Genomic DNA, 24,617 nt, shown 5'->3' with positions numbered 1-24,617 from the left:
TTGCCTGTGGGAATAAAAGCATGAGCCTGACACTGTAACTGTGGGAGCTGGCTTGCCGGCGATAGGGCCCTCACGGCCACCTCAACCCTCACCATGGTTACGCTGGAACGTCTCCACCCCCATGGCCTTGATCTGCCCCTCGATCAACGCTTCGAACGGCGCCAGCAGTGCATCGAAGCAGGCCGGTTGCTCCAGCGCATTCAAAGCCCCCACCACCGCCTCGATAGTCGACAGCGCCCCCGCCTCCGGCGCCTTGCGCAGCCGATAACGCGAAGGTGCGACTGCCCCCAGCGTCACCCGTGGCAACCCCTCCAGTAGCGGGTTCATGTACAGCAGCTTGCGCGCCTTGCGCCAGGTGCCGTCGGGCACGATCAGCAGCAACGGTGTGTCATCGTTCTTGCCATAGACCGTCAGCACCTGAGCGTCATCGCCCGGGAACAGCAGGGCCGGCCGATAGCCAGGCATTGCCAGCCATTCAGCCAGGTCATCGAAAACCTCGCCTACCCGTAGCTCGGCATTGTTCAGCCCAAGGGCAGCAAGGCGCGCAGTGTTCAGGGCATGGGCGGTTTCACTGGGGTGCTGCAGCAGGATGACGCGGGTGCGGCTGTCGAGCGCGGGGATCAGTGGGCAGAGGCAATGGTCGAGCGGGCGCTGGCAGCGCTCGCAGCGGGGTCTGGGCATGGGGTTCTCCTTGGCGGGAACAGTTTGCCACAGAACCGCGGCCCGCTTTGCGGGCCATTCGCAGCACAAGGCTGCTCCTACAGGAGATCGCGCTGGCTTTGTAGGAGCAGCCTTGTGCTGCGAATGGGCCGCAAAGCGACCCCAGCGATCTCAGCGGTTGAAGCGCTCCGCCAAGCTATGCAGGTACTCGGCCATGCGCTCCAGGTCCTGGCTGATTTCTGCCCCCTGCCTGGCCTGCCCGGCACTCTGGTCACACAGCTGGGCAATCCTCACGATCTGCTGGTTGATGTCCTCGGCCACATGGCTCTGCTGCTCCGACGCCGTCGCCATCTGCTGGCTCATGCCGGTGATGCGGCTGACCGCCTGGGCAATCCCGCTCAAGGCCGCCTGCACCGCCTCGACGCTGTGCACGCTGTCCCGCGAGATCTGTTCACCCCGGTTGGCGGTGCTCACCGCCCGCTCTGCTCCTGCGCGCAACGAGGCAATGATGTGGTGAATCTCATCGGTGGATGCGCGGGTCCGCTGGGCCAGCGAACGCACTTCATCGGCCACCACGGCAAACCCCCGCCCCTGCTCACCTGCGCGTGCCGCCTCGATGGCAGCGTTGAGCGCCAGCAGGTTGGTCTGCTCGGCAATCGAGGTAATCACATCGACCACGCTGCCGATGGACTGGGTCTGCTCGGCCAGCGCATTGACCGCCTGATCGATGTCGTTGACGGCATCACTCATGCTGCCCATGGCTTTAAGGCTTCGCAGCGCCAGCTCGCTGCCCTGCTGCGCCAGCTGGTCGGCATCGCCGGCTGCATGCGCCGTGCTTTGCACGTTGTGGGTGACCTGCTGGATGGTCGCCGCCATCTGCGCAATGGCCGTGGCCGACTGGTCGGTCTCGCTGCGCTGGCGGTCGAGCATCTGCGCCTGGGCATCGGACAGATCGGACGACTGCGCGGCCCGCGACTTCACCCCGACCCCGGCGTCCACCAGGCGGGTCAGGGCCGTTTGCAGGCGCGCTTCCTCGCTGATGATGGCCAGGTCCAGCTGGCCCAGCAGGCCCGGGTTGTCGCTGTAGGTCAGCGCCACCAACGGGCTGGTGAAGGCTTTCGGGTGCTCGGCCAACGTGCGGCGGATAGCCTGGTTCTGCCGGTGCTCGACCAGGTACCAGGCCAGCAGCAGGCTCGCCATCAGGATCCCAAGCGCTGCATAGGGCGGCAGCCACAGGTAACCGGCCGCCGACAGCAGGCCCGCGCCGATCAGCGGCCAGCCATGGCCCAACCCATGCCCCAGCCGCGCGACCCACGGCACGGCTGCACGGTCGGCCCGCAGGCGCGCATACAGCGCCTCGGCGCGGCGGATCTGCTCGCGCGTGGGTACCGAGCGCACCGACTCGTAACCACTGATGCGGCCCTGCTCGTAGATTGCCGTGACGTAGGCGCTGACCCAGTAGTAGTCGCCGTTCTTCGCCCGGTTCTTGACCACCCCCATCCACGGTTTGCCCTGCTTGATCGTCTCCCACATATGCCCGAACACCGATGGCGGCATATCCGGGTGGCGCACCAGGTTGTGGGGTTGGCCGACCAGCTCGTCATAGGTAAACCCGCTGATCGCCACGAAGGCTTCGTTGCAGTAAGTGATGCGGCTGTTGAGGTCAGTCGTGGAAATCAGGCGTTGATCGCTGGAGAAGGTTCTTTCGTGCTCAGTGACGGGCAAATTCATGCGCATCTGGGCGATCCTTGCAGGATGAAATAAGGGAAAAATCATCAGCGCAAGTTGATATGTAGCAGAGCGCTATCAGGTTAGCGGTCAGCTTTTGCCGGAATTTAACACCGCCCGACGGAATGCATGAATGTGTCGCGCCTCAGCCCACGTTCAACTGGCTTTTGAGCAGGTCGCGGAAGGTCTGGATCAAGGGTTCACGGCTACGCCCACGGCGAATGATCAGCGAAAACGGGGCCTGGTAGCCGAAGGTCGACGGCGACAGCACGCGCAAGTCGCCCTTGTCGACCCAGGCCTGGGCGTAGTGCTCGGGCAGGTAGCCGATATAGGCCCCGGAAAGGATCAGGATCAACTGCGCTTCCATACTCTCCACCGTCGCCGCGCTGTGCTTGAAGCCATGCCGGGCCAGCTCGGCCTGGCTCCAGTAACCACGCCCGACCATGCGCTGCTGGGTCACCACCTGCTCGGGGATGCGACGCTCGTTATACAACGGGTGGCGGCTGCTGCAGTACAGCCAGTGCTGTTCACGGTACAACGGCTGGTAGAGCAGGCCGCTCATGCGCGAGGAGAACGCACCAATGGCCAGGTCCAGGCGGTTGTCCTGCACCCCCAGTTGCAGCTCGTAAGGGCTGGACACCGACAGGTGCAGGTGCACCGCCGGGTGCTCCTGGCTGTAGGCGCCGATGGCTTCGGCCAGCGGCAAGGCCCGGTCGCCGACCGTGGAGTCGATAACCCCGAGGTTGAGGGTGCCACGCAACTCGCCCTTGAGGGCAGCGGCATACTGCTCGAAGCCATCCAGTTCGGCCAGAAGCCGCAGGGTTTCCTGGTGGAACAGCTCGCCCTTGCTGGTCAGGCTGAAACCGCCACGGCCGCGGTGGCACAGCACGATGCCCAGCGCGCCTTCCAACTGGCTCATGTAGGTGCTGATGGCCGAGGTCGACAGGTTCAGCTCGCGCTGCGCGTTGGCGAAGCCCTGGTGGCGCGCCACGCTGATGAAGATGCGCAGCAGTTTCAGGTCGGGCAATGTCGAGGCCATGGTGCAACGGTTCCGCAAGGGTATTTGCGCGCAGTCTAACCGCTCTGCCGGCCTTTAGTTCAGAAATTCCTGAACTAAGTATTTGTCGGTAGCGATTCTTCCGCGGCACTACCTTGAGCAGACTTGGCCGAAATGTCCCTGCCCGCCGGCAAAACCACACTTGAAAGGCGCGCGGCGGCACAGGTTCGAACAAACAAAACAATCGACCGACTGATGAGGCCCACCGTGGACAAGACTCTCCACCAACCACTGGGCGGCAACGAAATGCCGCGTTTCGGCGGCATCGCCACCATGCTCCGTCTCCCCCACCTGCAAAGTGCCCAAGGCCTGGATGCTGCCTTCATCGGCGTGCCCCTGGACATCGGTACCTCGCTGCGCTCTGGCACCCGCTTCGGCCCACGGCAGATCCGCGCCGAATCGGTGATGATCCGCCCGTACAACATGGCCACCGGTGCCGCCCCGTTCGACTCGCTGTCGGTGGCCGACATCGGTGACGTGGCGATCAACACCTTCAACCTGCTGGACGCCGTGCGCATCATCGAAGAAGCGTATGACGAGATCGTCGAGCACAACGTCATCCCGATGACCCTGGGCGGTGACCACACCATCACCCTGCCGATCCTGCGTGCGCTGCACAAGAAGCACGGCAAGATCGGCCTGGTGCACATCGATGCCCACGCCGACGTCAACGACCACATGTTCGGCGAAAAGATCGCCCACGGCACCACCTTCCGCCGCGCCGTGGAAGAAGGCCTGCTTGATTGCGACCGCGTGGTACAGATCGGCCTGCGCGCCCAGGGCTACACCGCCGATGACTTCAACTGGAGCCGCCGCCAGGGCTTCCGCGTGGTTCAGGCCGAAGAGTGCTGGCACAAATCGCTGGAGCCACTGATGGCCGAAGTCCGGGAAAAGGTCGGCGGCGGCCCGGTTTACCTGTCGTTCGACATCGACGGCATCGACCCGGCCTGGGCGCCCGGTACCGGCACTCCGGAAATCGGCGGCTTGACCACCATCCAGGCGATGGAGATCATTCGCGGCTGCCACGGCCTGGACCTGATCGGCTGTGACCTCGTCGAAGTCTCCCCGCCTTACGACACCACCGGCAACACCTCGCTGCTCGGCGCCAACCTGCTGTTCGAGATGCTCTGCGTGCTACCAGGCGTCGTGCGTCGTTAATACCGCTACACCCCGGCAGGAGCCATGAGGGAGGGCCACAGAGGCCCGCCAACAACACGACAAGACCGCCGGGCGCCGCAAGCCGCCCGCGTGGTCGATCTCGCCATAATAAAGATAATCGGGAGACCCCCAATGGCCTTGGACATCATTGTTGTAATGATCTATACCGCCGGCATGCTCGGGCTTGGCTGGTATGGCATGCGGCGCGCAAAAACCCATGAAGACTACCTGGTAGCCGGGCGCAACCTGGGCCCTGTGCTGTACATGGGCACCATGGCCACCACCGTGCTCGGTGGCGCTTCCACCGTCGGCACCGTGCGCCTGGGCTACGTCCATGGCATTTCCGGCTTCTGGCTGTGCGCAGCCCTGGGCCTGGGCATCATTGCCATCAACCTGTTCCTGGCCAAACCGTTGCTGCGCCTGCGCATCTTCACCGTGACCCAGGTGCTTGAGCAACGCTACAACCCCACCGCACGCCAGGCCAGCGCCGTGATCATGCTGGCTTACGCACTGATGATCGGCGTCACCTCGACCCTGGCCATGGCCACCGTATTGCAGGTGCTGCTGGACTTGCCGTTCTGGGCTTCGCTGCTGCTCGGCGGCGGTGTGGTGGTGCTGTACTCCACCATTGGCGGCATGTGGTCGCTGACCCTGACCGACATCGTCCAGTTCGTGATCAAGACCGTCGGCCTGATGTTCATCCTGCTGCCGGTGTGCCTGTACAAGGCCGGTGGCTGGGACACCCTGGTGGCCAAACTGCCAGCGGCCAGCTTCCAGCTGACCACCATTGGCTGGGACACCATCATCACCTACTTCCTGATCTACTTCTTCGGCATCCTCATCGGCCAGGATATCTGGCAGCGGGTGTTCACCGCGCGTGACGAAAAGGTCTGCCAGCGTGCCGGTACCGTTGCCGGTGTGTACTGTGTGGTGTACGGCCTGGCCTGCGCCGCCATCGGCATGGCCGCGCATGTGCTGATGCCCGACCTGGCCAACCCGAACAACGCCTTTGCCGAGATGATCAAAAGCACCCTGCCCGATGGCATCCGTGGCCTGCTGATGGCCGCAGCCCTGGCAGCCATGATGTCCACCGCCAGTGCCGGCCTGCTGGCCGCCTCGACCACCGTGACCGAAGACCTGCTGCCCAAGCTGCGTGGCGGCAAGCAGTCGAGCCTGGGCATGAGCCGTCTGTTCACCCTGCTCACCGGCCTGGTGGTGCTGGGCATCGCGCTGATGGTGAACGATGTGATCAATGCACTGACCCTGGCCTACAACCTGTTGGTCGGTGGCATGCTGATCCCGCTGATCGGGGCGATCTTCTGGAAGCGTGCGACCACCGCCGGCGCGATTGCCAGCATGTCGCTGGGCTTTGCCACCGCGCTGCTGTTCATGTTCAAGGACGGGCTGGAAGCCAACACGCCGATCTACTACAGCCTGGCGATCGGCTTGGTGAGCTTCGTAGCGGTTAGCCTGATGTCGCGCAAACCAGTCGGTGCGGTGAATCTGGCCTGACCATTAGCCTGAAGCGGCTCTATCGCCGGCAAGCCAGCTCCCACAAAAAATGCACAGGGCCTGAGGCTTGCGCAGTAACTGTGGGAGCTGGCTTGCCGGCGATAGGGCCAGAAGAGATAACAGTAAACTCCAAGACACAAAAAAGGCCGCAGCACCCACCCAGGGGCTGCGGCCTTTGTCTTTTATCAGCGACGACGCGGTTGGCGTTTGCGCTGCTCTTCGTCAGTCGGGATCGGCACCGGCTGCAAGGGTGGTGGAATCAGCCCCAGGGCGACCGCCAGGTCGTGGAGCCAGTTGGACAGTGGTTTATTCATAATGCCCCCTTGACGGGTCAGCCTCACGGCGAATCAATCCTGGGATGTTTCATACAGATCATAGCCTGATGTCCTGTATTACGCATGCCTATGCTCTTACAGATAAGGGCCATTTTGACGCGGATCAAGCCGTAGCGGCGCATTCCGACGACTGGTTAATCGTTTCGCTTTGTTGCAGGTCGATCCACGCCTGCAAATTCGCCCCACGCATACCCTGACGCCACATCAGCCAGGTGACCGCCTGATCGAACGGCGCCTGCAGCGGGTGCACCCTTACCTGGGTGCGCCCAGGCAGGCTGTCGAGCATCGACTGGGCCATCATCGCCACGCCTGCACCGGCGATCACGCAGGCCAGCATGCTCTGATACGACTCGATCTCCATCACCCGGCCCATCGGCGTGTGGGCATGGGCATACCACGCTTCCAGGCGCATGCGGTACGAACAGCCCTGGCGGAAGGTGAACACCGCCTTGCCCGCCACATCCTTGGCAGTGTGCACCGCTGGGTGCTCGGGGCTGGTGATCAGCACCAGCTGCTCTTCGCACAGCGGCACGCCATCCAGCCCTGCCAGGCTCGGCGGGCCATCTACCAAGGCAGCGTCCAGTGTGTGGCCAAGCAGGCCTTCAAGCAACTCGCCGCTAGGCGCTGCGCGCACCTGCAGGTTCACCGTGGGGTAGGCCTGGTGATAACGCGCCAGCAACGCCGGCAGGTGAGTCGCCGCCGTGCTGTACATGGTCCCCAGTACGAAATCCCCGGCTGGCTGGCCGCCGCGCACAGCGGCCAGCGCCTCGTCGCGCAGCGCCGACAGGCGGTTGGCGTACTCCAACAGCACCTTGCCGGCCGGCGACAGCTGCAGGCGCTGGCGCTCACGCAGGAACAACTCGACACCCAGTTGCTCCTCAAGCTGGCGCAAACGCGTCGACAGGTTCGATGGCACACGGTGCAAGCGTCCGGCGGCACGGGTGACCGAGCCTTCCTCGGCCACAGCCTGGAAGATACGCAGCTGGCTGAATTCCACAGCATTCTCCAAAACAGAACAACTTGATCATCATTATTCAATTTTATTGAAAATGAAAGCGCCCTAACCTGCCAGTCATCGCTTACATCCGTGCAGGAGACCTGTCATGTCGCCCCTCATTCAACTGCTGGCCAGCGCCGTGGCGCTGATGATGGCCATGGGCATCGGCCGTTTTGCCCTCACCCCGCAACTGCCGCAACTGATCGCCGAAGGCCAGTTCGACCTGACGGTCGCCGGGCTGGTCGCGGCCGCCAACTACCTGGGCTATTTCATTGGCGCGGTGGACGCCATGTTCGCCCGCTCACCCGGCCAGGTGCGCCTGCGCCTGCATGGGGGGCTGTGGCTGTGCGTGCTGCTGACCCTGGCCTCATGGGCCGCCGACGGATTCTGGAGCCACCTGCTGCTGCGCTTTGGCACCGGCGTGGCCAGTGCCTGGGTGCTGGTGATGATCACCAGCCTCAGCCAACAGGTGGCCAACGCGCACAACCACCAACGGCTGGGTGCCCTGGTGTTTGCAGGGCCCGGCCTGGGCATCGCCGTGACCGGCCTGTTGGCACTGGTGGCGCACCTGGCTGGGCTGGGCTCGGCAGCACTGTGGCTGATATATGCCGTGGCCGCGCTGGTGATGCTGCTGGCCGTGCGGCCTTGGTTGCCACGCGTTATACAAGCTGCGCCAACCTCATCGCCCTCGCAGCCGGGCCCGACCCGCAGCGTCGGCATTGGCCGCCTGGCGCTGGTATACGCGCTGTACGGCGTGGGTTACATCCTGCCAGCCACCTTCCTCTCACAGATGGCCAACCAGCAGTTTCGCGGGCAGTGGATGGCCGATCTGTTCTGGCCGGCGTTTGGCCTGTCGGCAGCGCTGGGGGTGATGCTGGTGAGCCTGCGCCGTGGTGGCCGCACCTCGACCTGGCTCACCGCCACCTTGTGGTTGCAAGGGCTTGGCGTGCTGGCCTGCCTGATGGGCGGGGGTATCGGGTTGGCGCTGGGAGTGGTGCTGTGTGGCGGGCCGTTCCTGGCCTGCATGCAACTGGTGATGCAAGGCTCGCGGGAGCTGGCACCGCATGCCACACAGCGCAATGCCGGGCTGCTGACCGCGTGCTTTGCCCTGGGGCAGTTGAGCGGGCCGTTGTTGGCTGCGGTCAGTAGCCATTACAGCGGCGGCCTGCAGCCGGCGTTAATGCTGGCGGCGGTGGGGCTGGGGCTGGCGGGCGTGCTGGTCATGACCAGTGGGCAGAGCACTCAAGGTTGCCAGGCAGTAGCCCGTACAGCCTGAGCAGCTGATTTTGCCTGCACGGGCCCTATCGCCGGCAAGCCAGCTCCCACAGGTATACGTACCACTTCAAGGCCTGATGTACTCCTGTGGGAGCTGGCTTGGCGGCGATGGGGCCAGCACAGGCAACCTTCAACCCACCAGCTTGCGCAGTTGTTGCTTCACCCAAGGCTCGGCACTCACCAGAACCACGCCCAGCAACACCAACAGCGCGCCGATCACGAAATTGACGCTCAACGGCTCATCCAGCAGCAGCACCCCAAAGGTAACCCCGAACAGCGGGGTAATGAACGAAAACACCGCCAGGTTGGACGCCAGGTATTTGCGCAGCAACCAGAACCAGGTCAGGTAACTGATGAACGACACCACAACCCCCTGGAACAGCACACTGCCCATCGCCAAGGGTGTCAGCGATACAGCGCCGATCTGCCCGCTAAGCAAGGCAATCAGCAACAGGCCTGCAAAACCTACCGCCAGCTGATAGAACAAGGTCAAGGTAGCCGGTGCTTCCGACAGCCGCGAGCAGCGCACCACGACTGTAGTAGCGCCCCAGGCCAGCCCGGCGATCACGCCAAAGGCATCACCCAGCAGCATGCGCCCATCCATTTCCTCGAACGACATGCCGCCAGCAAACGCCATGGCTATGCCGCCAAATGCCAACAAAATCCCCAGCCACTGCAAAAACCGCAGCTGCTCGCTGGGTAGCCGGAAGTGCAGGCCCAACGCGGTGAACACCGGTGCGGTATAGAGAAACACCGACATGTGCGCCGCCGACGTCAGCTTCAGGCCTTCGGCGATGAACAGGAATTCCACACCGAACAGCCCGCCCGCGAGCAAACCCGCGCGCCATGTGCTGCCGACCTGATCCCAGCCACCGCGCCAGCACAGCATCAGCGCCACCAGCACAGCTGCGATGCCATTGCGCAGCGCGGCCTGCATCACCGGCGCGATGTCGACGGCGGCGGTCTTGATCAGCACCTGCTGGCAACCCCAGATCAGGCACAGCCCCAGCATCACCTGAAAGGCAAAGGCGTCAGGGTTCTTGCGGACCGCGCTCATAGGCGGGCCTGTGGGGTGATAGAAAGCATGGGCAAAGGCTCGGCAGTATTCAGAAGCTACCGATTATCGGGTTTCCCTACCCGCTCTTGCCAGCCTCAAAACGACCTCAAGCGATCTGCGCCTTCGAAGACACCTGTTCGAAGGTTGCCTCATCCAGCGCATCCGCCTGTTCGTCCAGCACCTGGCGCGGGTGTTCGAAGCCCGGGATGCTGCTGTCGATCAGGCTCAACAAGCGTAACCCGCGCTCGGTCAGCACGAAGTTTTCGCCATTGCCGCCCTCTTCTTCCGGGCGGCTTTCGATGAAGCCACGCTCGAACAGCAACTTTTCATACTCGCAAGCATGGGTTTTAAGGTGGTCCAGGTCCCCCACCGGCTCACCTTTGGCGGCCTGCGCCGCGGCGTGCTGTTCGGCATAGGGGCGTGGCGTAAAGCTGTGACCGGCGCCGTTCTGCACTTCGTGCAGCAGACGTTCGATCAGGTCCCAATCGTAGGCGATGCTCATGGCTACGGGCTCCTGCTGTGGACGGAAGGGGTACACAGGTTGGGACCTGCCGGCGCAAGCGGTGTTCCGAAAGATGAAGGCTGGATGGATGCTACAGTCTGAAGCCGCGTAGGCAGCAATAGACAGAAACCATTTGCTGCCTCGCCTGGTGTAGTTTATAAACTACATTCACTCGATGAAGAAAATCGAATCCAGCAGTTTCAGACATTGGGTGACCGGACTACGGGACTTAAGCGCCAGAGCCCGAATCATTTCTCGGATCAACCGGTTGATGGAGGGTCTGCCTGGCGACGTATCTCCGGTAGGCCATGGCGTGAGTGAGCTCAAAATTCACTATGGTCCTGGCTACCGGGTGTACTTCCATCAGACGGGCAGCACCTTCGTCATTCTGCTCTGTGGCGGCGACAAAAGCAGTCAAAAGCGAGACATCAAGGTTGCCCACCAGATTCTGCGTTCGTGGAGGATGCAAAATGACTGAAACCTTCTCTGAATTCGATCCTGCCGCGTACCTCACGACACCTGAAGCAATCGCGCAGTTCATGACCGATGCACTTGAAACCGGCGATGCCAGCTATGTCGCTAAAGCTGTCGGCGTGGTTGCACGCGCCAAGGGCATGAGCGAACTGGCGAAAGAGACTGGGCTGTCCCGAGAGCAGCTTTACAGGTCATTCAGCGAGCATGGCAATCCTACGCTGAAGTCGTTTCTGATCGTGATGAAGGCGTTGGAAATAGACATGACGGCGCGGCCTCACCTCGCCAGGGGATAACGCTTCTGCGCCATCGGTCGCCAAGGCTGAACTTGCTTGCCGCCGCAATGTTCCACCGCGCATAGCCACCGCTAGAGGTAAAAAGGATGAAACCGCTGCTGCCGATTACCTGCGTCATTGCCCTGTCCTGCGCCCTGCCCGTCTGGGCCTGCACGCCGGAAGAAGCCACGCAGAAACGTGAAGAGCTGGCCGGGTTGGTTACCCAGTTGACCGAGCAGAACCCGCAGAAGGCGAAGGAGATCAACGACGAGCTTCAAGGGATGGATCTAGGGACGGCGAGCAAGGACTTGCCCGACAAGTGCCAGCTGATAGACCAGCGGATCAAGGAACTGAAAACGGCGGAGAAGAAGGCTGATTGACCGGTTGCCTTCGATGGCTCCATCGCCGGCAAGCCAGCCCCACAAGTCCCGCTGAATTCAGCGTCTATGGTTTCCCTGTGGGAGCTGGCTTGCCGTCGATAGGGCCTTGATAGCTACTTATTCAGCAGAAGGCTTGCGCTTTTTCAGCGGCGCCAGGCCGTCAGCGCTGGCCAGAGGTGCATTGGCCCGCGGTTTGGCGGTTGGCTTGCGCTTGGCGGCAGCTTTCTTGTCGCCGGTTTTCTTGTCAACTTTCTTCTTCTTGGCGCCAACAGCCTTGCCCGAGGCCTTGACCTTCTTCGGCCCGCTGTAGGTGCCTTTCACTTCCTTGATCACACGGCGCTCGAACTGCTGCTTGAGGTAGCGTTCGATGCTCGACATCAGGTTCCAGTCGTTGTGGGTGATCAGCGAGATCGCCAGGCCTTCGCCACCGGCACGGCCGGTACGGCCCACGCGGTGTACGTACTCGTCACCGCTGCGAGGCATGTCGAAGTTGATCACCAGGTCCAGGCCGTCGATATCCAGGCCGCGAGCCGCCACGTCGGTAGCCACCAGCACCTTGGAGCTGCCCTGCTTGAAGCGCTCGATGGCCAGTTTGCGGTCTTTCTGGTCCTTCTCGCCGTGCAACACGAAAGCCTTCACGTCCTTGGCCACCAGGTGACCGTAGATGCGGTCGGCCATGGCGCGGGTGTTGGTGAAGATGATCGCCTTGTCGAAGGTTTCGTTGGCCAGCAGCCACTGCGCAATGTGCTCTTTGTGCTGGTCGTGGTCGGCGGTGATGATCTGCTGGCGGGTGCCTTCGGCCAGCTGCGAGACGCTGTTGAGCATCAGGTGCTCAGGGTCTTTCAGCACCTTGCCGATGATGTCGCGCAGGGCAGCGCCACCGGTGGTGGCGGAGAACAGCAGGGTCTGCTCGCGGTTCTCGCACTCCTTGCACAGGCGCTCCATGTCTTCGGCAAAGCCCATGTCCAGCATGCGGTCAGCTTCGTCGAGGATAAGTACCTGCACGTGGGACAGGTCGAGGTTGCCGGCGTTGAGCTGCTCAAGCAGGCGGCCCGGGGTGCCGATCAGCACGTCCGGCACCTTGCGTAGCATGGCGGCCTGCTCCTTGAAGTCTTCGCCGCCGGTCACCAGGCCCGCCTTGATATAGGTGAACTGCGAGAACAGCTCCACCTGCTTCAAGGTTTGCTGGGCCAGCTCGCGGGTCGGCAGCAGGATCAGCGCACGGATCTCGACGCGCCCACCTTTCAGGTCGACCAGGCGGTTGAGCAGCGGCAGTACGAAGGCCGCCGTCTTGCCACTGCCGGTCTGCGCAGTCACACGCAGGTCGCGCCCTTGCAGGGCCAGGGGGATGGCCGCGGCCTGCACCGGGGTCGGCTCGACAAATTTAAGCTCGGCCACGGCTTTAAGCAGGCGTTCATGCAGGGCGAATTGGGAGAACACGGAGGTAACCTCAGGCAAGTGCGGGAAATTCAGTTGCATAGGGTAACGTTTTCTGCCGCCTTAGCCGAATTTCTTTTGGCAACTTTGTCGCCATCCGCGCTCTAATGGCACCTCGTTTCACAACAAGACTGTACCCAAGCCCATGGATATACAACGAATCTGGCGTGACTCCCTCGACCTGTGGGGCACCCTCGACCAACATCCCATGCTGCACGCGGCCATCGGCCTGGCGGTGCTGCTGCTGATTTCCCTGGTGGTCGGCCGCCTGGCGCGCTTCCTGATGCTGCATGGCGCCCGTCTGCTGGCCCGCCAGCCTGCCCTGAAGTGGCTGGACGACCTGCGCCATAACAAGGTGTTCCACCGCCTGGCGCAAACCACGCCCTCGCTGGTGCTGCAGTTTGGCCTGAAGCTGGTGCCGGAGCTGTCCGACACTGCCCAGCACTTCCTGGGCAATGTCGCCCTGGCCTTTACCCTGCTGTTCATGACCATGGCGCTGTCGTGCCTGCTGGATGCCCTGCTCGACATCTACGCCCGCACCGAGCACGCCCGCACCCGCTCGATCAAGGGCTATGTGCAACTGGCCAAGATGATGCTGTGGATCTTCGCCTCGATCGTCATCGTCGCCACCCTGATCGACCGCTCACCGTTACTGCTGCTGTCGGGCCTGGGTGCCATGTCGGCGGTGCTGCTGTTGGTGTACAAGGACACCCTGCTGTCGTTCGTCGCCAGCGTGCAACTCACCAGCAACGACATGCTGCACGTGGGTGACTGGATCGAAATGCCGCAAGTAGGTGCTGATGGCGACGTGGTGGACATCACCCTGCACACGGTGAAGGTGCAGAACTTCGACAAGACGATTGTTTCCATCCCCACCTGGCGCCTGATGAGCGAGTCGTTCCGCAACTACCGCGGCATGCAGCAGTCCGGCGGCCGGCGGATCAAGCGCAGCCTGTTCATCGATGCGGCCGGGGTGCGTTTCCTCACCCGCGAAGAGGAGCAGCGCCTGAGCCAGGTACAGTTGCTGGGCGACTACCTGGCCGGCAAGCGCCAGGAGCTGCAGAACTGGAACGAAGCCCTGGGGCCTGTCGCCGAGCTGTCGGCCAACCGCCGCAAGCTGACCAACCTCGGCACCTTCCGCGCGTTTGCCCTGGCCTACCTGAAAAACCACCCCAACGTGCACCCGAACATGACCTGCATGGTGCGGCAGATGCAGACCACGGCCGAAGGCGTGCCGCTGGAGATCTACTGCTTCACCACTACCACGGTGTGGGCGGACTATGAGCGGATTCAGGGGGATATCTTCGACTATTTGCTGGCGGTGTTGCCGGAGTTTGGCTTGAGCCTGTATCAGCAGCCCAGTGGCAATGACATGCGGGTGGGGTTGGCCGGGCGTACGGCGGCGGAGCCGGTGCCGCGTCGCCTTGAGGAGATGAGCGAGGCTTGAGATAGCCGGGGCTGCCTTGCAGCCCATCGCCGGCAAGCCAGCTCCCACAGGAGCTCATAGCATTCAGCCGTGATGCCATCCTGTGGGAGCTGGCTTGCCGGCGATGGGGCCTGCTGCTACCCCGCATATCCCAGCAGGTACAACAGCCCGGTCAAGGTCACCAGCGATGCCACGGTCGACAACAGGATCGTCCGCGAAATCAGCCCCGCCTCGCGGTTGTAATACTCCGCCAGCATGAACGGCCCCGTACCGGTCGGCAGGGCCGCCAGCAGCACCGCCGAAGCCGCCCACATGCTCGGCAGGCTGAACACCTTGTACGCCAGCACCCAGGTCAACGCCGGCTGCCCCACCAGCTTCAAGCCTACCAATGGCCAAGGGCTGGCTTGCGCACCCGCGCGCTTTTCTGCCAGGAATGCACCCAGCGATATCAAGGCGCACGGCGTGGTGGCCAGCGCCAGCATGTCGAGAAAATGCATCACCGGCTCGGCCAGACCCAACCCGCTCATGGCCCACCCCGCCCCCACCAGCGGCGAAATCACCAGCGGGTTCTTCGCCAGCGCCTTGCCAACTACCACCACGGCGCGACCGATATGCCGCTCCTCCTGTAGCCCGACCTCGATCAGCGTCAGCGAAATGGCGAACACCAGGCACACCACGATCAACGACGAGATCAGCGCCGGCTGCAAGCCCGCCTGGTCGAACAGCAGCAGGCACAGCGGGATGCCGATGTAGCCGGTGTTGGCATACCCCGCACTGAGCCCGTCGATGCTCGCCGCCACCAGGCCATGGCCGCTGTACAGCCGCCACGCCAGCGTGATCACGAACATGGCCAGGGCGCCCGCGCCGAAGGCCACGATGAAGCCGGGGTGCCAGATCTCGCTCCAGGTGGCAGTTGCAGTCACCTTGAACAGCAACGCCGGCAGGCACAGCCAGACCACCATCTTGTTGATTTCGGCGGCAGCCTTGTCGCCCAGCTTGTTGGTCTTGCGGCACAGATAACCGACCAGGATCAGCGCGAAGATCGGCGCAACAATGACGAAGATGGTGTGCATGTCAGGCCTTGTTGGCCAGCGGTGCCTGCGCGCGTGCGCCCAACCGGCTCAGCCACACCGACGCCAGGATGATCCCGCCGCCAATGAACAGCCGCCCCAGCGGCTCGTGCTGGTTCCAGATCAGCAGGTTCAACAGCAACCCCACCGGCACATGCAGGTTGTTCATGACCGCCAGCGTGCCGCCAGAAACCATGCACGCGCCCTTGTTCCACCAGTAAAGGCCCAGCGCCGTCGGGCACAGGCCCAGGAACAGCAGCACCAGCCATTGCACATCGGTACTCGGCAGGTGCTGGGCATTGCCGAACAGCAGGAAGGCCGGCAGCACCACCAGCAAGGCGCCCAGGTAGAAGTAGCCAAAGCGGGTGTAGTGCGGCAGGTCACTGGGGTGGCGTGCCACCAGGTGGCGATACAGCACCTGGCCGGCGGCATAGGTGAAGTTGGCCAGTTGCAGCAGCAAAAAGCCGATGAAGAACTCGCCGCTGATGCTGTCGAAGCGGATCACCGCGGCACCGGCTACGGCCACCAGGGCAGCCAGCAGCGCCCACGGGTTGAAGCGCCGGTTCATGGCGTCTTCGATCAGCGTCACGTGCAACGGCGTGAGGATGGTGAACAGTAGCACCTCTGGCACCGTGAGTACGCGGAAGCTCAGGTACAGGCAGACGTAGGTAATGCCGTACTGCAGGGCGCCGATCAGCAGCATCGAGCGCATGAAGCGCGGTTCGACCTGGCGCCAGCGGGTCAGCGGCAAGAATACCAGGCCGGCCAGCAGCACCCTTGCGAGCACGGCAAAGTAGCTGTCGACGTGCCCGGCCAGGTACTCGCCGATCAGGCTGAAGGAAAACGCCTGGATCAGCGCGACGATTATCAGGTAGCCCATGGTTGCCTCTCATGTATCAAGGCCGCGACCTTAGCGGGTTGCGGCGAATGAGTTCAACCATGAGGAATGTAGGGGCTGTACCTGCCTCTTCGCGGGCACGCCCGCTCCCACAGGTACACCACAGGTCTCAGGTGCTGCGATATCCCTGTGGGAGCGGGCGTGTCCGCGAAGGGGCAGGCTCAGGTCCCCTCATGGCTCCATGCATAAAAAAGCCCGGCCATTGGCCGGGCAGGTACACCCAAAGGAGCAAAAACAGGTGTCAGGGTTGGGAATTCAGTAAACCTCAGGCCACCGCCGCCAGTTTGGCCTTGGCCTGGTTGACACCCTTCTCGTGGAACTCGCCGCTCATGTTCAGGCCTTCGGCATGGATGAAGTCGACATCGTGAATGCCGATGAAAGCCATCACCTGGCGCAGGTACGGTTCCTGATGGTCGCTGGTAGCGCCGGCATGGATACCGCCGCGGGCAGTCAGGACGATGGCGCGCTTGCCGGTCAGCAGGCCCTGCGGGCCAGTGGGGGTGTACTTGAAGGTGATGCCGGCACGCAGCACGTGGTCCAGCCAGGCCTTGAGGGTGCTGGGGATGGTGAAGTTGTACATGGGTGCTGCCATCACCAGCACGTCGGCAGCGAGCAATTCATCCGTCAATTGGTTGGAACGGGCCAGCGCATCCAGTTCGGCGGCGCTGCGCTGTTCTTCGGGCTTCATCCAGCCACCCAGCAGGTTGGCGTCCAGGTGCGGCACCGGGTCTACGGCCAGGTCACGCACAGTAATCTGATCAGCCGGGTGAGCGGCCTGCCATTGCTGGATGAAATCACGGGTCAGCTGACGGGAAACGGAATCCTGCTGGCGGGCGCTGCTTTCGATGATCAGTACGCGGGACATGGGGTGCCTCCATCGGCAAAAAGGGTGCGATTCGATGGAGGTGAGATTAAGGCTTGACCTATCGATAAAAAAGCGTAAAAAGTGGGTTCAATCAATCGATTAATCAGTTTTATTCCGCGCTGCAGTTCAAGGCGATCCGCAGTTTGATGATCTGCCGATTGAATTTGGCGGTGACATCGACGCTTTTGCCGGCCGGAACGTTCACCCGGCGTACCCGCGGTGCTTCCGGGCCGTTGCGGAAGGTGACCTTGCACGCCGCCGGTACTTGCCCATAGTTGTTCAGGGTAATCGCGCCAATGTCGTAGGCCGTGTCATAGGCGGTGTAGTCGAGCTTGACCCCGGTCAGTTCCTTCTCCACATCGATCGGATACGCCATGGCCCCGAGGGGCAGGCACATCAGTATTGCCGCACAACATTTCTTCATGGGCCGCTCTCCTTGAAAGAGCGCAGCTTAGGACAACAGGAGCGAAAGATGAAAGCGCCGCGCGTAACCCTTGACCAGTGGCGGACCCTGCAAGCAGTGGTCGATCACGGTGGGTTTGCCCAGGCCGCCGAGGCACTGCACCGTTCGCAGTCCTCGGTCAGCTACACGGTGGCCCGCATGCAGGAACAACTGGGCGTGCCATTGCTGCGCATCGACGGCCGCAAGGCGGTACTTACCGAGGCGGGCAACGTGCTGCTGCGCCGCTCACGCCACCTGGTCAAGCAGGCCAGCCAGCTCGAAGACCTTGCCCACCACATGGAACAAGGCTGGGAAGCCGAGGTGCGGCTGGTGGTCGATGCCGCCTACCCCAGTGCGCGGCTGGTACGTGCCCTGGCCGCGTTCATGCCGCAAAGCCGCGGCTGCCGGGTGCGCCTGCGTGAAGAAGTATTGTCGGGCGTAGAAGAAGTGATGCACGAAGGTATCGCCGACCTCGCCATCAGCAGCTACAGCATTGGCGGCTACCTGGGCGCCGAGCTGAGCGCGGTGGAGTTCGTCGCCGTCGCCCACCCCGAACACAGCCTGCACCGCCTGGGCCGGGAACTCACCTTCCAGGACCTGGAAAGCCAGCTGCAGGTAGTTATCCGCGACTCCGGCCGCGCACAACCACGCGACGTCGGCTGGCTGGGTGCCGAGCAGCGCTGGACCGTGGGCAGCCTGGGCACTGCCGCCACCTTTGTCAGCAGTGGCCTTGGCTTTGCCTGGCTGCCCCGGCACATGATCGAGCGCGAGCTGACTGAAGGCGTGCTCAAACCGCTGCAACTGGATCAGGGTGGCAGCCGTCACCCACTGTTCTACCTTTATTCGAGCAAAGAGAAGACCCTGGGCCCGGCCACGCAGATTCTCATCGACCTGCTGCGCAACTTCGACACCGCGCCACTGGACGTGCCCTTCGCAGCCCCCCCGCAAGCCTGAGAGGACCGCGCCCATGGCCTATTTCGAACACGAAGGATGCGCACTGCATTACGAGGAATATGGCCAGGGCGAACCCTTGGTGTTGCTGCACGGCCTGGGCTCCAGCTGCCAGGACTGGGAGTTGCAGGTGCCGGTGCTCAGCCGTCATTACCGGGTGATCCTCATGGACATCCGCGGCCACGGTCGCTCCGACAAGCCCCGCGACGGCTACCAGATCGCCACCTTCAGTGCCGACCTGCTGGCCCTGCTCGAACACCTGCACACAGGCCCGGTGCACTTCGTTGGCCTGTCCATGGGCGGCATGGTGGGTTTTCAGTTCGCTGTAGACCACCCTCAATGGTTGCGCAGCCTGTGCATCGTCAACAGCGCCCCCGAGGTCAAGCGCCGCACCCGTAGTGACTGGGCCTGGTGGCTCAAGCGCTGGGGCCTGGCGCGCCTGCTCAGTGTCGAAACCGTCGGCAAGGGCCTGGCCGAGCGCCTGTTCCCCAAGCCCCATCAAGCAGACCTGCGGCAGAAGATGGCCCAGCGTTGGGCGCGCAATGACAAACGGGCCTACCTCAAGAGCTTCGACGCCATCGTCGACTGGGGCGTGCAGGAACGCATCGGGCAGATCCACTGTCCTACCCTGGTGATCGCCGCCGACCACGATTACACCCCGATACAACTGAAAGAGCGTTACGTGGCCCTGATGCCGAACGCCAGGCTGGTCGTTGTCGACGATTCCCGGCACGCTACGCCCCTCGATCAACCCGAGGTCTTCAACCAGACCCTGCTGCAGTTCCTTGCAGCCGCTTCCACCTCTCAAGGATCTTTGAGCCCATGCTGAAAAAACTCCTGCTCACCGCCTGCTCGGTCGCCTTCGCCACCAGCGTCATGGCTTCCGACAAGACCCCGCACGTCATGCTCGACACCAGTTTCGGCCAGGTCGAAATCGAGCTGAACGCCGAGAAGGCGCCGATCAGTACCAAGAACTTCCTCGAGTACGTCGACAGCGGCTTCTACAACAACACCATTTTCCACCGCGTGATCCCCGGCTTCATGGTCCAGGGCGGCGGCTTTACTGACCAGATGGTACAGAAGAACACCAACGACCCGATCAAGAACGAGGCCAGCAATGGCCTGCTGAACACCCGCGGCACCCTGTCGATGGCGCGCACCTCCAACCCGAACTCCGCCACCAGCCAGTTCTTCATCAACGTAGCCGACAACGATTTCCTCAACCCGGGGCGCGACGCCGGGTACGCCGTGTTCGGCAAGGTGACCAAGGGTATGGACGTGGTCGACCAGATCGTCAACTCGCAAACCACCACCAAAAAAGGCATGCGTGATGTACCGGCCGACCCGGTCTACATCAAGTCGGCCAAACGCATCGACTGACCGCAGGCTGCACAGGGACGTGCAACCGCCTGAGGGCCGGATGGAACAGGAGTGTCGTTAACCATGCTGTACCGTCGTTTTGAACAGCTGATCGATATCTTTCGCGAAGCACCCAGTGAATCGCCCCCCACCACCGTGTGGCCGTTCTACCTGTATTACCTGCGCCAGGTCTGGCCCAGCTTCCTCGCCTTGCTGGTGGTCGGCCTGTTCGCCTCGCTGATCGAGGTGGCGATGTTCAGCTACCTCAGCCGCATCATCGACCTGGCCCAGGGCACGCCGAATGCCAGCTTCTTCAGCGAGCACAGCGGTGAACTGATCTGGATGCTGGTGGTGATCCTGCTGCTGCGGCCATTATTTTTTGGCCTGCACGACCTGCTGGTACACCAGACCATCAACCCCGGCATGACCAGCCTGATCCGCTGGCAAAACCACACCTATGTGCTCAAGCAGAGCCTGAATTTCTTCCAGAGCGACTTCGCCGGGCGCATTGCCCAGCGCATCATGCAGACCGGCAACTCGCTGCGTGATTCTGCCGTGCAGGCGGTGGACGCGTTGTGGCATGTGCTGATCTATGCGATCACCTCGCTGGTGCTGTTTGCAGAAGCCGACTGGCGCCTGATGCTGCCGCTGCTGGTCTGGATCGCCGGCTACATCGCCGCGCTGTTCTACTTCGTGCCACGGGTCAAGGAGCGCTCGGTGATCTCGTCCGACGCCCGCTCCAAGCTCATGGGGCGTATCGTCGACGGCTACACCAACATCGCGACGCTGAAGCTGTTCGCCCACACCGACTACGAGCAGCAGTACGCCCGTGAGGCGATCCGCGAGCAAACCGAGAAAACCCAGCTGGCCTCGCGGGTAATTACCAGCATGGACGTGGTCATCACCACCCTCAATGGCCTGCTGGTGGTCGCCACCACCGGCCTTGCCCTGTGGCTGTGGAGCCAATCGCTGATCACCGTGGGTGCCATCGCCCTGGCCACTGGCCTGGTGATCCGCATCGTCAACATGTCGGGCTGGATCATGTGGGTGGTCAACGGCATCTTCGAGAACATCGGCATGGTCCAGGACGGCCTGCAGACCATCGCCCAGCCGGTTACCGTCACCGACCCGCCCAACGCGCCGGCGCTCAAGGTCAGCCGCGGCGCGGTGCATTTCGATGATGTCGACTTCCACTATGGCAAGGGTGCCAACGTGATCGAAGGGCTCGACCTGAACATTCGCCCGGGCGAAAAAATCGGCCTGATCGGCCCGTCGGGCGCGGGCAAGTCGACGTTGGTCAACCTGCTGTTGCGCCTCTATGACGTGCAGGGCGGGCGCATCCTCATCGATGGCCAGAATATTGCCGAAGTCAGCCAGGCCAGCCTGCGCGCGCAGATCGGCATGATCACCCAGGACACCTCGTTGCTGCACCGCTCGATCCGCGACAACCTGCTGTATGGCCGCCCCGGCGCCAGCGAGGCGGAGTTGCACGAAGCGGTTCGCCGCGCCCGCGCCGACGAGTTCATCCCGCAACTGTCGGACGCCCAAGGGCGCACCGGCTTCGATGCACATGTGGGTGAGCGCGGGGTCAAGTTGTCGGGCGGCCAACGCCAGCGCATCGCCATTGCCCGGGTGCTGTTGAAGAACGCGCCGATCCTGATCATGGACGAAGCCACTTCAGCGCTGGATTCGGAGGTGGAGGCGGCCATCCAGGAAAGCCTGGAGACGCTCATGCAAGGCAAGACGGTGATCGCCATCGCCCACCGGCTGTCGACCATTGCCCGGATGGACCGCCTGGTGGTGCTGGACAAGGGCCGGATTGTCGAAAGTGGCAGCCATGCGCAGTTGCTGGAGCAACAAGGGTTGTATGCCCGGTTGTGGCACCACCAGACCGGGGGCTTTGTCGGGGTCGATTGAGTACCGCACCGGCCCTATCGCCGGCAAGCCAGCTCCCACAATTACTCCACATATTTCAAGGCCTGTGGTAGTCCTGTGGGAGCTGGCTTGCCGGCGATAGGGCCATTACAAGCAATACAAAACCCTCAGTCCCGGCGGTAGGGCAACATCCCCCTCGCCTCCTCGGCATACCCCTTGACCCCTTCCCGCTCTTGCAGCAGAAAATCCTCCACCGCCCGCCGCAACCCCGGGTGCAGCAGGTAATGCCAGGACCGCGTCAGCACAGGCTCAAACCCGCGTATCAGCTTGTGCTCGCCCTGCGCCCCGGCATCGAAACGCTGGTAACCCTCGGCAATGGCAAAATCCATGCCCTGGTAGAAACACGTTTCGAAATGCAGCCGGTCGAACTCATCCAGGCACCCCCAGTAGCGGCCAAACAGGCTGTCACCCCCCACCAGGCTCAAGGCCATCGCTACATCGCGCCCACCCTGACGGGCCATCACCACACGCAATGCCTCGGGCATGCGTTCGGCCAGCAGGCTGAAAAACTCGCGGGTCAGGTAAGGCGCGCGTCGGCGCACCGCATAGGTGTTGGCATAACACTGAAAGACGAAATCCCACTGTGCCTCGTCCAGTTCATCACCGCGATACCAACGGAATTCGATGCCCTGGCCCGCCACCTGCTCACGCTCCTTGCGCATCTGCTTGCGCTTGCGCGAGCTCAGGCTGTCGAGAAAATCCTGGAAGTCGCGGTAGCCCCGGTTTTGCCAGTGGAACTGACAGCCCAGGCGCTCCAACCATCCTGGCAGGCCCGCCAACTGCGCGTCCAGCGCCGGGTCGGTGAAGTTGATGTGCGCACTGGAAAGTCCGCCCTTGCCCAGATACTCCGGCAGGGCCTGCAGCATCAGCAAACCGTCAGCCGGGTCGGCCGTCAGCAGGCGTGGGCCGCTGACCGGGCTGAACGGCACAGCGCCGAGCAGCTTGGGGTAGTAGGCAATACCGGCCCGTTCACAAGCATCGGCCCAGCCGTGATCGAACACATACTCGCCAAACGAGTGCCACTTGCGGTACGCCGGCAGCAGCGCCCGTACCTGCCCGTCACGCTCCAGCACCAGGTGCTCGGCGGCCCAGCCGGTGTTGCGCTGCACACTGCCGCTGTCTTCCATCGCGCTGAGGAAGGCATGGCGCAGGAACGGTTGGCCCGCCGGCACCAGGGCATCCCAGGTGGCCGCCGGAAGATCACGCAAATGGGCAAGGCTATACAGGCTGGTCACGGTTTCGGCTCGCTGTCTGAAGGCGTTCAGTATCCCCAAGGAACGCTCCGCACTCAAATGACGAAAGCCGGGCTGATCCTTTTACTCTCAATTACTTAACAACAGTGCCACTAATTAGACATTAATCTGTCATTGGCCCCCGCAATACTTGCGCCTGTTTTCCGGAACCCCAGAACCTGTCTATTCAGGCCCTTTCCGAAGACATGCCAACGCAGGGGCAGGCGCTTGAGCCTCCCCCATTTTTTTTCAGTAGGGAGAACCTTATGCGTCTTGTTTCTACACTTACCGGAGTGAGCCTCACCGGCATGATGCTGGCTCTGAGCGCCCCGGCCAGTGCTGCTGTCGACGCCAAGCTGCTCGAAATGCTCCGCGCCAACGGCTCGATCAACCAGGCGCAGTACAACGAACTGCAGGGCGACCTGGCAAAAGAAACCAAGGAAAAGGCCGACCAGAAAGCTCAGTCCGAACGTATGAGCTCCTTTGAACAAAAAGTGGCATGGGCCGCCAAGACCCAGATCAAGGGTGACGTGCGCCTGCGTTACGAAGACGTCAACGTCGACAACCCGATCTCCCGCAGTGGCAACCAGGACCGTGAGCGCGTGCGTGCCCGTGTCGGTTTCTACAGCGAGATCAACCCACAGGTCGACGCCGGCGTGCGTGTGGCCACCGGCAGCAGCGCCGATGCCCGCTCGACCAACCAGAGCCTGGACAACTACTTCGAGAAGAAATCGCTGTGGGTCGACCTGGCCTACCTCGACTGGCACCCGACTGCCGTGCCAAACCTGCACCTCATCGGCGGCAAGATGATGCAGCCATGGGTGAGCATGGGCGACATCATCTGGGACAGCGACATCAACCCGGAAGGCGTAGCGGCCACCTACAAGACCAACCTCGGCCCGGCCGAAGTGTTCGGCAGCATCGGCCACTACAACCTGAAGGACAACGTAGACGGCGACGGCGTGCAGTACAAGCACGACGCACAGCTGTATGCGGCCCAGTTGGGCACCAAGTTCAACGCGGCTGACACCGTCAAGGTTACCGTGGGCGGCAGCATCTATGGCTACGACAACGACAAGGCCTCGGCTGCCCTGGCTTCGCTGGGCAACACCACCAACGAGTTCCAGCTGGTGGAAGGTTTCGGCCAGGTCGACTTCACCGGCTTCGCCATCCCACTGTCGGCTTACGGCCAGTTCGTCAAGAACACCGAAAGCACCGATGGCAAGGACAAGGCCTGGCTGGCTGGCCTGAAGAGCAAGATCGGCGCCTGGAGCCTGGACTACAACTACCGCGACGTGCAGCGTAACGGTGTAGTGAGCCTGTTCACCGACTCCGACTTCGGTAACGGCTTCACCGGTTCCCGTGGCCACAAGTTCAAAGTGGGTTACGAAATCGACAAGAACTTCGCCCTGGGCGCGGCCTACATGATGGCCAAGACCGACTACTCCAACCTGCCGAACAGCGATGCTGACGTAGACACCCTGCAGGTAGACCTGGAAGCCAAGTTCTAAGCGTCACCCTCTCTGCTTAAAGCTGAAGCGGGAAACGCCGACCCCATCCGGCGTTTCCCGCTTTTTTTGCCTGTGTGAAATGCG

Annotated in this window: 25 protein-coding genes; 12 read left to right on the top strand and 13 right to left on the bottom strand. The window is 62.6% G+C overall.

Features of this window, described 5'->3' with window-relative positions; translation table 11 throughout:
• Positions 1-81 precede the first annotated feature (81 nt).
• From PP4_RS06635 to PP4_RS06625, 3 genes are all read right to left on the bottom strand, one after another.
• Positions 82-681, bottom strand: coding sequence for a tRNA-uridine aminocarboxypropyltransferase (locus PP4_RS06635; RefSeq protein ID WP_016498455.1), 600 nt, complete (start codon positions 679-681; stop codon positions 82-84).
• Positions 682-831: 150 nt separating this feature from the next.
• Positions 832-2,397 carry a methyl-accepting chemotaxis protein gene (locus PP4_RS06630; protein WP_016498454.1) on the bottom strand — a complete coding sequence of 522 codons (1,566 nt, stop codon included), beginning with the start codon at positions 2,395-2,397 and terminating at the stop codon, positions 832-834.
• Between the two features lie 136 nt (positions 2,398-2,533).
• Positions 2,534-3,427, bottom strand: a complete 894-nt coding sequence (locus tag PP4_RS06625) for a LysR family transcriptional regulator (protein WP_016498453.1) — start codon at positions 3,425-3,427, stop codon at positions 2,534-2,536.
• A 225-nt stretch (positions 3,428-3,652) separates the two neighbouring features.
• On the opposite strand from PP4_RS06625, the gene speB reads away from it, so the two are divergent.
• Both speB and PP4_RS06615 read left to right on the top strand, forming a co-directional pair.
• The gene (speB, locus tag PP4_RS06620; RefSeq protein WP_016498452.1) at positions 3,653-4,603 is read left to right on the top strand and encodes an agmatinase; all 951 of its coding nucleotides are present in this window, start codon (positions 3,653-3,655) and stop codon (positions 4,601-4,603) included.
• Positions 4,604-4,735: 132 nt separating this feature from the next.
• Entirely contained in the window at positions 4,736-6,115 is a 1,380-nt protein-coding gene (locus PP4_RS06615) for a sodium:solute symporter (RefSeq protein ID WP_016498451.1), read from the top strand.
• A gap of 185 nt (positions 6,116-6,300) precedes the next feature.
• Here the strand turns inward: PP4_RS06615 and PP4_RS29670 are convergent, their stop codons facing one another.
• On the bottom strand, positions 6,301-6,429 hold the full coding sequence (locus PP4_RS29670; RefSeq protein WP_009683677.1) for a PA1414 family protein: 129 nt from the start codon (positions 6,427-6,429) through the stop codon (positions 6,301-6,303).
• Positions 6,430-6,553: 124 nt separating this feature from the next.
• The gene (gene ptrR, locus PP4_RS06610) at positions 6,554-7,447 is read right to left on the bottom strand and encodes a putrescine utilization regulator PtrR (RefSeq protein WP_016498450.1); all 894 of its coding nucleotides are present in this window, start codon (positions 7,445-7,447) and stop codon (positions 6,554-6,556) included.
• Positions 7,448-7,553: 106 nt separating this feature from the next.
• On the opposite strand from ptrR, the gene PP4_RS06605 reads away from it, so the two are divergent.
• The gene (locus tag PP4_RS06605; RefSeq protein ID WP_016498449.1) at positions 7,554-8,723 is read left to right on the top strand and encodes an MFS transporter; all 1,170 of its coding nucleotides are present in this window, start codon (positions 7,554-7,556) and stop codon (positions 8,721-8,723) included.
• A 129-nt stretch (positions 8,724-8,852) separates the two neighbouring features.
• On the opposite strand, the gene PP4_RS06600 is transcribed toward PP4_RS06605, so the two are convergent.
• Positions 8,853-9,779: a DMT family transporter gene (locus tag PP4_RS06600; protein ID WP_016498448.1), complete on the bottom strand. Its 927-nt coding sequence runs from the start codon at positions 9,777-9,779 to the stop codon at positions 8,853-8,855.
• A gap of 106 nt (positions 9,780-9,885) precedes the next feature.
• Complete coding sequence (locus PP4_RS06595; protein WP_016498447.1) at positions 9,886-10,281, bottom strand: hypothetical protein; 396 nt, start codon at positions 10,279-10,281, stop codon at positions 9,886-9,888.
• A gap of 175 nt (positions 10,282-10,456) precedes the next feature.
• On the opposite strand from PP4_RS06595, the gene PP4_RS06590 reads away from it, so the two are divergent.
• From PP4_RS06590 to PP4_RS06580, 3 genes are all read left to right on the top strand, one after another.
• Entirely contained in the window at positions 10,457-10,759 is a 303-nt protein-coding gene (locus PP4_RS06590) for a type II toxin-antitoxin system RelE/ParE family toxin (protein WP_016488542.1), read from the top strand.
• The gene (locus PP4_RS06585; RefSeq protein WP_016498445.1) at positions 10,752-11,048 is read left to right on the top strand and encodes an addiction module antidote protein; all 297 of its coding nucleotides are present in this window, start codon (positions 10,752-10,754) and stop codon (positions 11,046-11,048) included. Before PP4_RS06590 ends, PP4_RS06585 begins: the two co-directional genes overlap by 8 nt.
• A gap of 86 nt (positions 11,049-11,134) precedes the next feature.
• Complete coding sequence (locus PP4_RS06580; RefSeq protein ID WP_016498444.1) at positions 11,135-11,407, top strand: hypothetical protein; 273 nt, start codon at positions 11,135-11,137, stop codon at positions 11,405-11,407.
• A gap of 117 nt (positions 11,408-11,524) precedes the next feature.
• Here the strand turns inward: PP4_RS06580 and PP4_RS06575 are convergent, their stop codons facing one another.
• The gene (locus PP4_RS06575; RefSeq protein WP_016498443.1) at positions 11,525-12,886 is read right to left on the bottom strand and encodes a DEAD/DEAH box helicase; all 1,362 of its coding nucleotides are present in this window, start codon (positions 12,884-12,886) and stop codon (positions 11,525-11,527) included.
• A gap of 103 nt (positions 12,887-12,989) precedes the next feature.
• On the opposite strand from PP4_RS06575, the gene PP4_RS06570 reads away from it, so the two are divergent.
• Entirely contained in the window at positions 12,990-14,291 is a 1,302-nt protein-coding gene (locus tag PP4_RS06570) for a mechanosensitive ion channel family protein (RefSeq protein WP_016498442.1), read from the top strand.
• Positions 14,292-14,407: 116 nt separating this feature from the next.
• Here PP4_RS06570 and PP4_RS06565 read toward each other — a convergent pair whose 3' ends face one another.
• From PP4_RS06565 to PP4_RS06550, 4 genes are all read right to left on the bottom strand, one after another.
• A complete protein-coding gene (locus tag PP4_RS06565) occupies positions 14,408-15,343 on the bottom strand; it encodes an AEC family transporter (RefSeq protein WP_016498441.1) in 936 nt (311 codons plus the stop codon).
• Position 15,344: 1 nt separating this feature from the next.
• The gene (locus tag PP4_RS06560) at positions 15,345-16,220 is read right to left on the bottom strand and encodes a carboxylate/amino acid/amine transporter (protein WP_016498440.1); all 876 of its coding nucleotides are present in this window, start codon (positions 16,218-16,220) and stop codon (positions 15,345-15,347) included.
• Positions 16,221-16,503: 283 nt separating this feature from the next.
• The gene (locus PP4_RS06555; protein ID WP_016498439.1) at positions 16,504-17,103 is read right to left on the bottom strand and encodes an FMN-dependent NADH-azoreductase; all 600 of its coding nucleotides are present in this window, start codon (positions 17,101-17,103) and stop codon (positions 16,504-16,506) included.
• Positions 17,104-17,212: 109 nt separating this feature from the next.
• On the bottom strand, positions 17,213-17,527 hold the full coding sequence (locus tag PP4_RS06550; RefSeq protein ID WP_012051530.1) for a hypothetical protein: 315 nt from the start codon (positions 17,525-17,527) through the stop codon (positions 17,213-17,215).
• A gap of 48 nt (positions 17,528-17,575) precedes the next feature.
• On the opposite strand from PP4_RS06550, the gene PP4_RS06545 reads away from it, so the two are divergent.
• The 4 genes from PP4_RS06545 (at position 17,576) to PP4_RS06530 (ending at position 21,772) form a co-directional block, all read left to right on the top strand.
• Complete coding sequence (locus tag PP4_RS06545) at positions 17,576-18,499, top strand: LysR family transcriptional regulator (RefSeq protein ID WP_016498438.1); 924 nt, start codon at positions 17,576-17,578, stop codon at positions 18,497-18,499.
• Positions 18,500-18,512: 13 nt separating this feature from the next.
• Positions 18,513-19,325, top strand: a complete 813-nt coding sequence (locus tag PP4_RS06540) for an alpha/beta fold hydrolase (protein WP_016498437.1) — start codon at positions 18,513-18,515, stop codon at positions 19,323-19,325.
• Positions 19,319-19,876: a peptidylprolyl isomerase A gene (locus tag PP4_RS06535; protein WP_016498436.1), complete on the top strand. Its 558-nt coding sequence runs from the start codon at positions 19,319-19,321 to the stop codon at positions 19,874-19,876. Before PP4_RS06540 ends, PP4_RS06535 begins: the two co-directional genes overlap by 7 nt.
• A 63-nt stretch (positions 19,877-19,939) precedes the next feature.
• Positions 19,940-21,772, top strand: a complete 1,833-nt coding sequence (locus PP4_RS06530; protein ID WP_016498435.1) for an ABC transporter ATP-binding protein — start codon at positions 19,940-19,942, stop codon at positions 21,770-21,772.
• Between the two features lie 125 nt (positions 21,773-21,897).
• Here the strand turns inward: PP4_RS06530 and PP4_RS06525 are convergent, their stop codons facing one another.
• On the bottom strand, positions 21,898-23,025 hold the full coding sequence (locus tag PP4_RS06525; protein WP_041167970.1) for a GNAT family N-acetyltransferase: 1,128 nt from the start codon (positions 23,023-23,025) through the stop codon (positions 21,898-21,900).
• 263 nt (positions 23,026-23,288) lie between these two features.
• On the opposite strand from PP4_RS06525, the gene PP4_RS06520 reads away from it, so the two are divergent.
• Positions 23,289-24,533 (top strand): putative porin, encoded by a 1,245-nt coding sequence (locus tag PP4_RS06520; RefSeq protein WP_016488555.1) that lies wholly within the window; start codon positions 23,289-23,291, stop codon positions 24,531-24,533.
• Positions 24,534-24,617: the final 84 nt, after the last annotated feature.

It is taken from the genome of Pseudomonas putida NBRC 14164 (genome assembly GCF_000412675.1).
Lineage (GTDB): Bacteria > Pseudomonadota > Gammaproteobacteria > Pseudomonadales > Pseudomonadaceae > Aquipseudomonas > Aquipseudomonas putida.
The sequence above is the reverse complement of the archived record's forward strand: the minus strand, read 5'-3'. Positions and strand labels throughout refer to the sequence as shown.

What these genes read in the sequence shown, in the direction of transcription:
- PP4_RS06565 (WP_016498441.1), bottom strand. Translation starts at nt 15,343, where the DNA reads ATGCACACCATCTTCGTCATTGTTGCGCCGATCTTCGCGCTGATCCTG.
- PP4_RS06590 (WP_016488542.1), top strand. Translation starts at nt 10,457, where the DNA reads ATGAAGAAAATCGAATCCAGCAGTTTCAGACATTGGGTGACCGGACTA.
- PP4_RS06555 (WP_016498439.1), bottom strand. Translation starts at nt 17,103, where the DNA reads ATGTCCCGCGTACTGATCATCGAAAGCAGCGCCCGCCAGCAGGATTCC.
- PP4_RS06580 (WP_016498444.1), top strand. Translation starts at nt 11,135, where the DNA reads ATGAAACCGCTGCTGCCGATTACCTGCGTCATTGCCCTGTCCTGCGCC.
- PP4_RS06545 (WP_016498438.1), top strand. Translation starts at nt 17,576, where the DNA reads ATGAAAGCGCCGCGCGTAACCCTTGACCAGTGGCGGACCCTGCAAGCA.
- PP4_RS06605 (WP_016498449.1), top strand. Translation starts at nt 7,554, where the DNA reads ATGTCGCCCCTCATTCAACTGCTGGCCAGCGCCGTGGCGCTGATGATG.
- PP4_RS06585 (WP_016498445.1), top strand. Translation starts at nt 10,752, where the DNA reads ATGACTGAAACCTTCTCTGAATTCGATCCTGCCGCGTACCTCACGACA.
- PP4_RS06570 (WP_016498442.1), top strand. Translation starts at nt 12,990, where the DNA reads ATGGATATACAACGAATCTGGCGTGACTCCCTCGACCTGTGGGGCACC.
- PP4_RS06550 (WP_012051530.1), bottom strand. Translation starts at nt 17,527, where the DNA reads ATGAAGAAATGTTGTGCGGCAATACTGATGTGCCTGCCCCTCGGGGCC.
- PP4_RS06625 (WP_016498453.1), bottom strand. Translation starts at nt 3,427, where the DNA reads ATGGCCTCGACATTGCCCGACCTGAAACTGCTGCGCATCTTCATCAGC.
- PP4_RS06540 (WP_016498437.1), top strand. Translation starts at nt 18,513, where the DNA reads ATGGCCTATTTCGAACACGAAGGATGCGCACTGCATTACGAGGAATAT.
- PP4_RS06630 (WP_016498454.1), bottom strand. Translation starts at nt 2,397, where the DNA reads ATGCGCATGAATTTGCCCGTCACTGAGCACGAAAGAACCTTCTCCAGC.
- PP4_RS06635 (WP_016498455.1), bottom strand. Translation starts at nt 681, where the DNA reads ATGCCCAGACCCCGCTGCGAGCGCTGCCAGCGCCCGCTCGACCATTGC.
- PP4_RS06530 (WP_016498435.1), top strand. Translation starts at nt 19,940, where the DNA reads ATGCTGTACCGTCGTTTTGAACAGCTGATCGATATCTTTCGCGAAGCA.
- PP4_RS06535 (WP_016498436.1), top strand. Translation starts at nt 19,319, where the DNA reads ATGCTGAAAAAACTCCTGCTCACCGCCTGCTCGGTCGCCTTCGCCACC.
- PP4_RS06575 (WP_016498443.1), bottom strand. Translation starts at nt 12,886, where the DNA reads ATGCAACTGAATTTCCCGCACTTGCCTGAGGTTACCTCCGTGTTCTCC.
- PP4_RS06615 (WP_016498451.1), top strand. Translation starts at nt 4,736, where the DNA reads ATGGCCTTGGACATCATTGTTGTAATGATCTATACCGCCGGCATGCTC.
- PP4_RS29670 (WP_009683677.1), bottom strand. Translation starts at nt 6,429, where the DNA reads ATGAATAAACCACTGTCCAACTGGCTCCACGACCTGGCGGTCGCCCTG.
- PP4_RS06560 (WP_016498440.1), bottom strand. Translation starts at nt 16,220, where the DNA reads ATGGGCTACCTGATAATCGTCGCGCTGATCCAGGCGTTTTCCTTCAGC.
- PP4_RS06600 (WP_016498448.1), bottom strand. Translation starts at nt 9,779, where the DNA reads ATGAGCGCGGTCCGCAAGAACCCTGACGCCTTTGCCTTTCAGGTGATG.
- PP4_RS06595 (WP_016498447.1), bottom strand. Translation starts at nt 10,281, where the DNA reads ATGAGCATCGCCTACGATTGGGACCTGATCGAACGTCTGCTGCACGAA.
- PP4_RS06520 (WP_016488555.1), top strand. Translation starts at nt 23,289, where the DNA reads ATGCGTCTTGTTTCTACACTTACCGGAGTGAGCCTCACCGGCATGATG.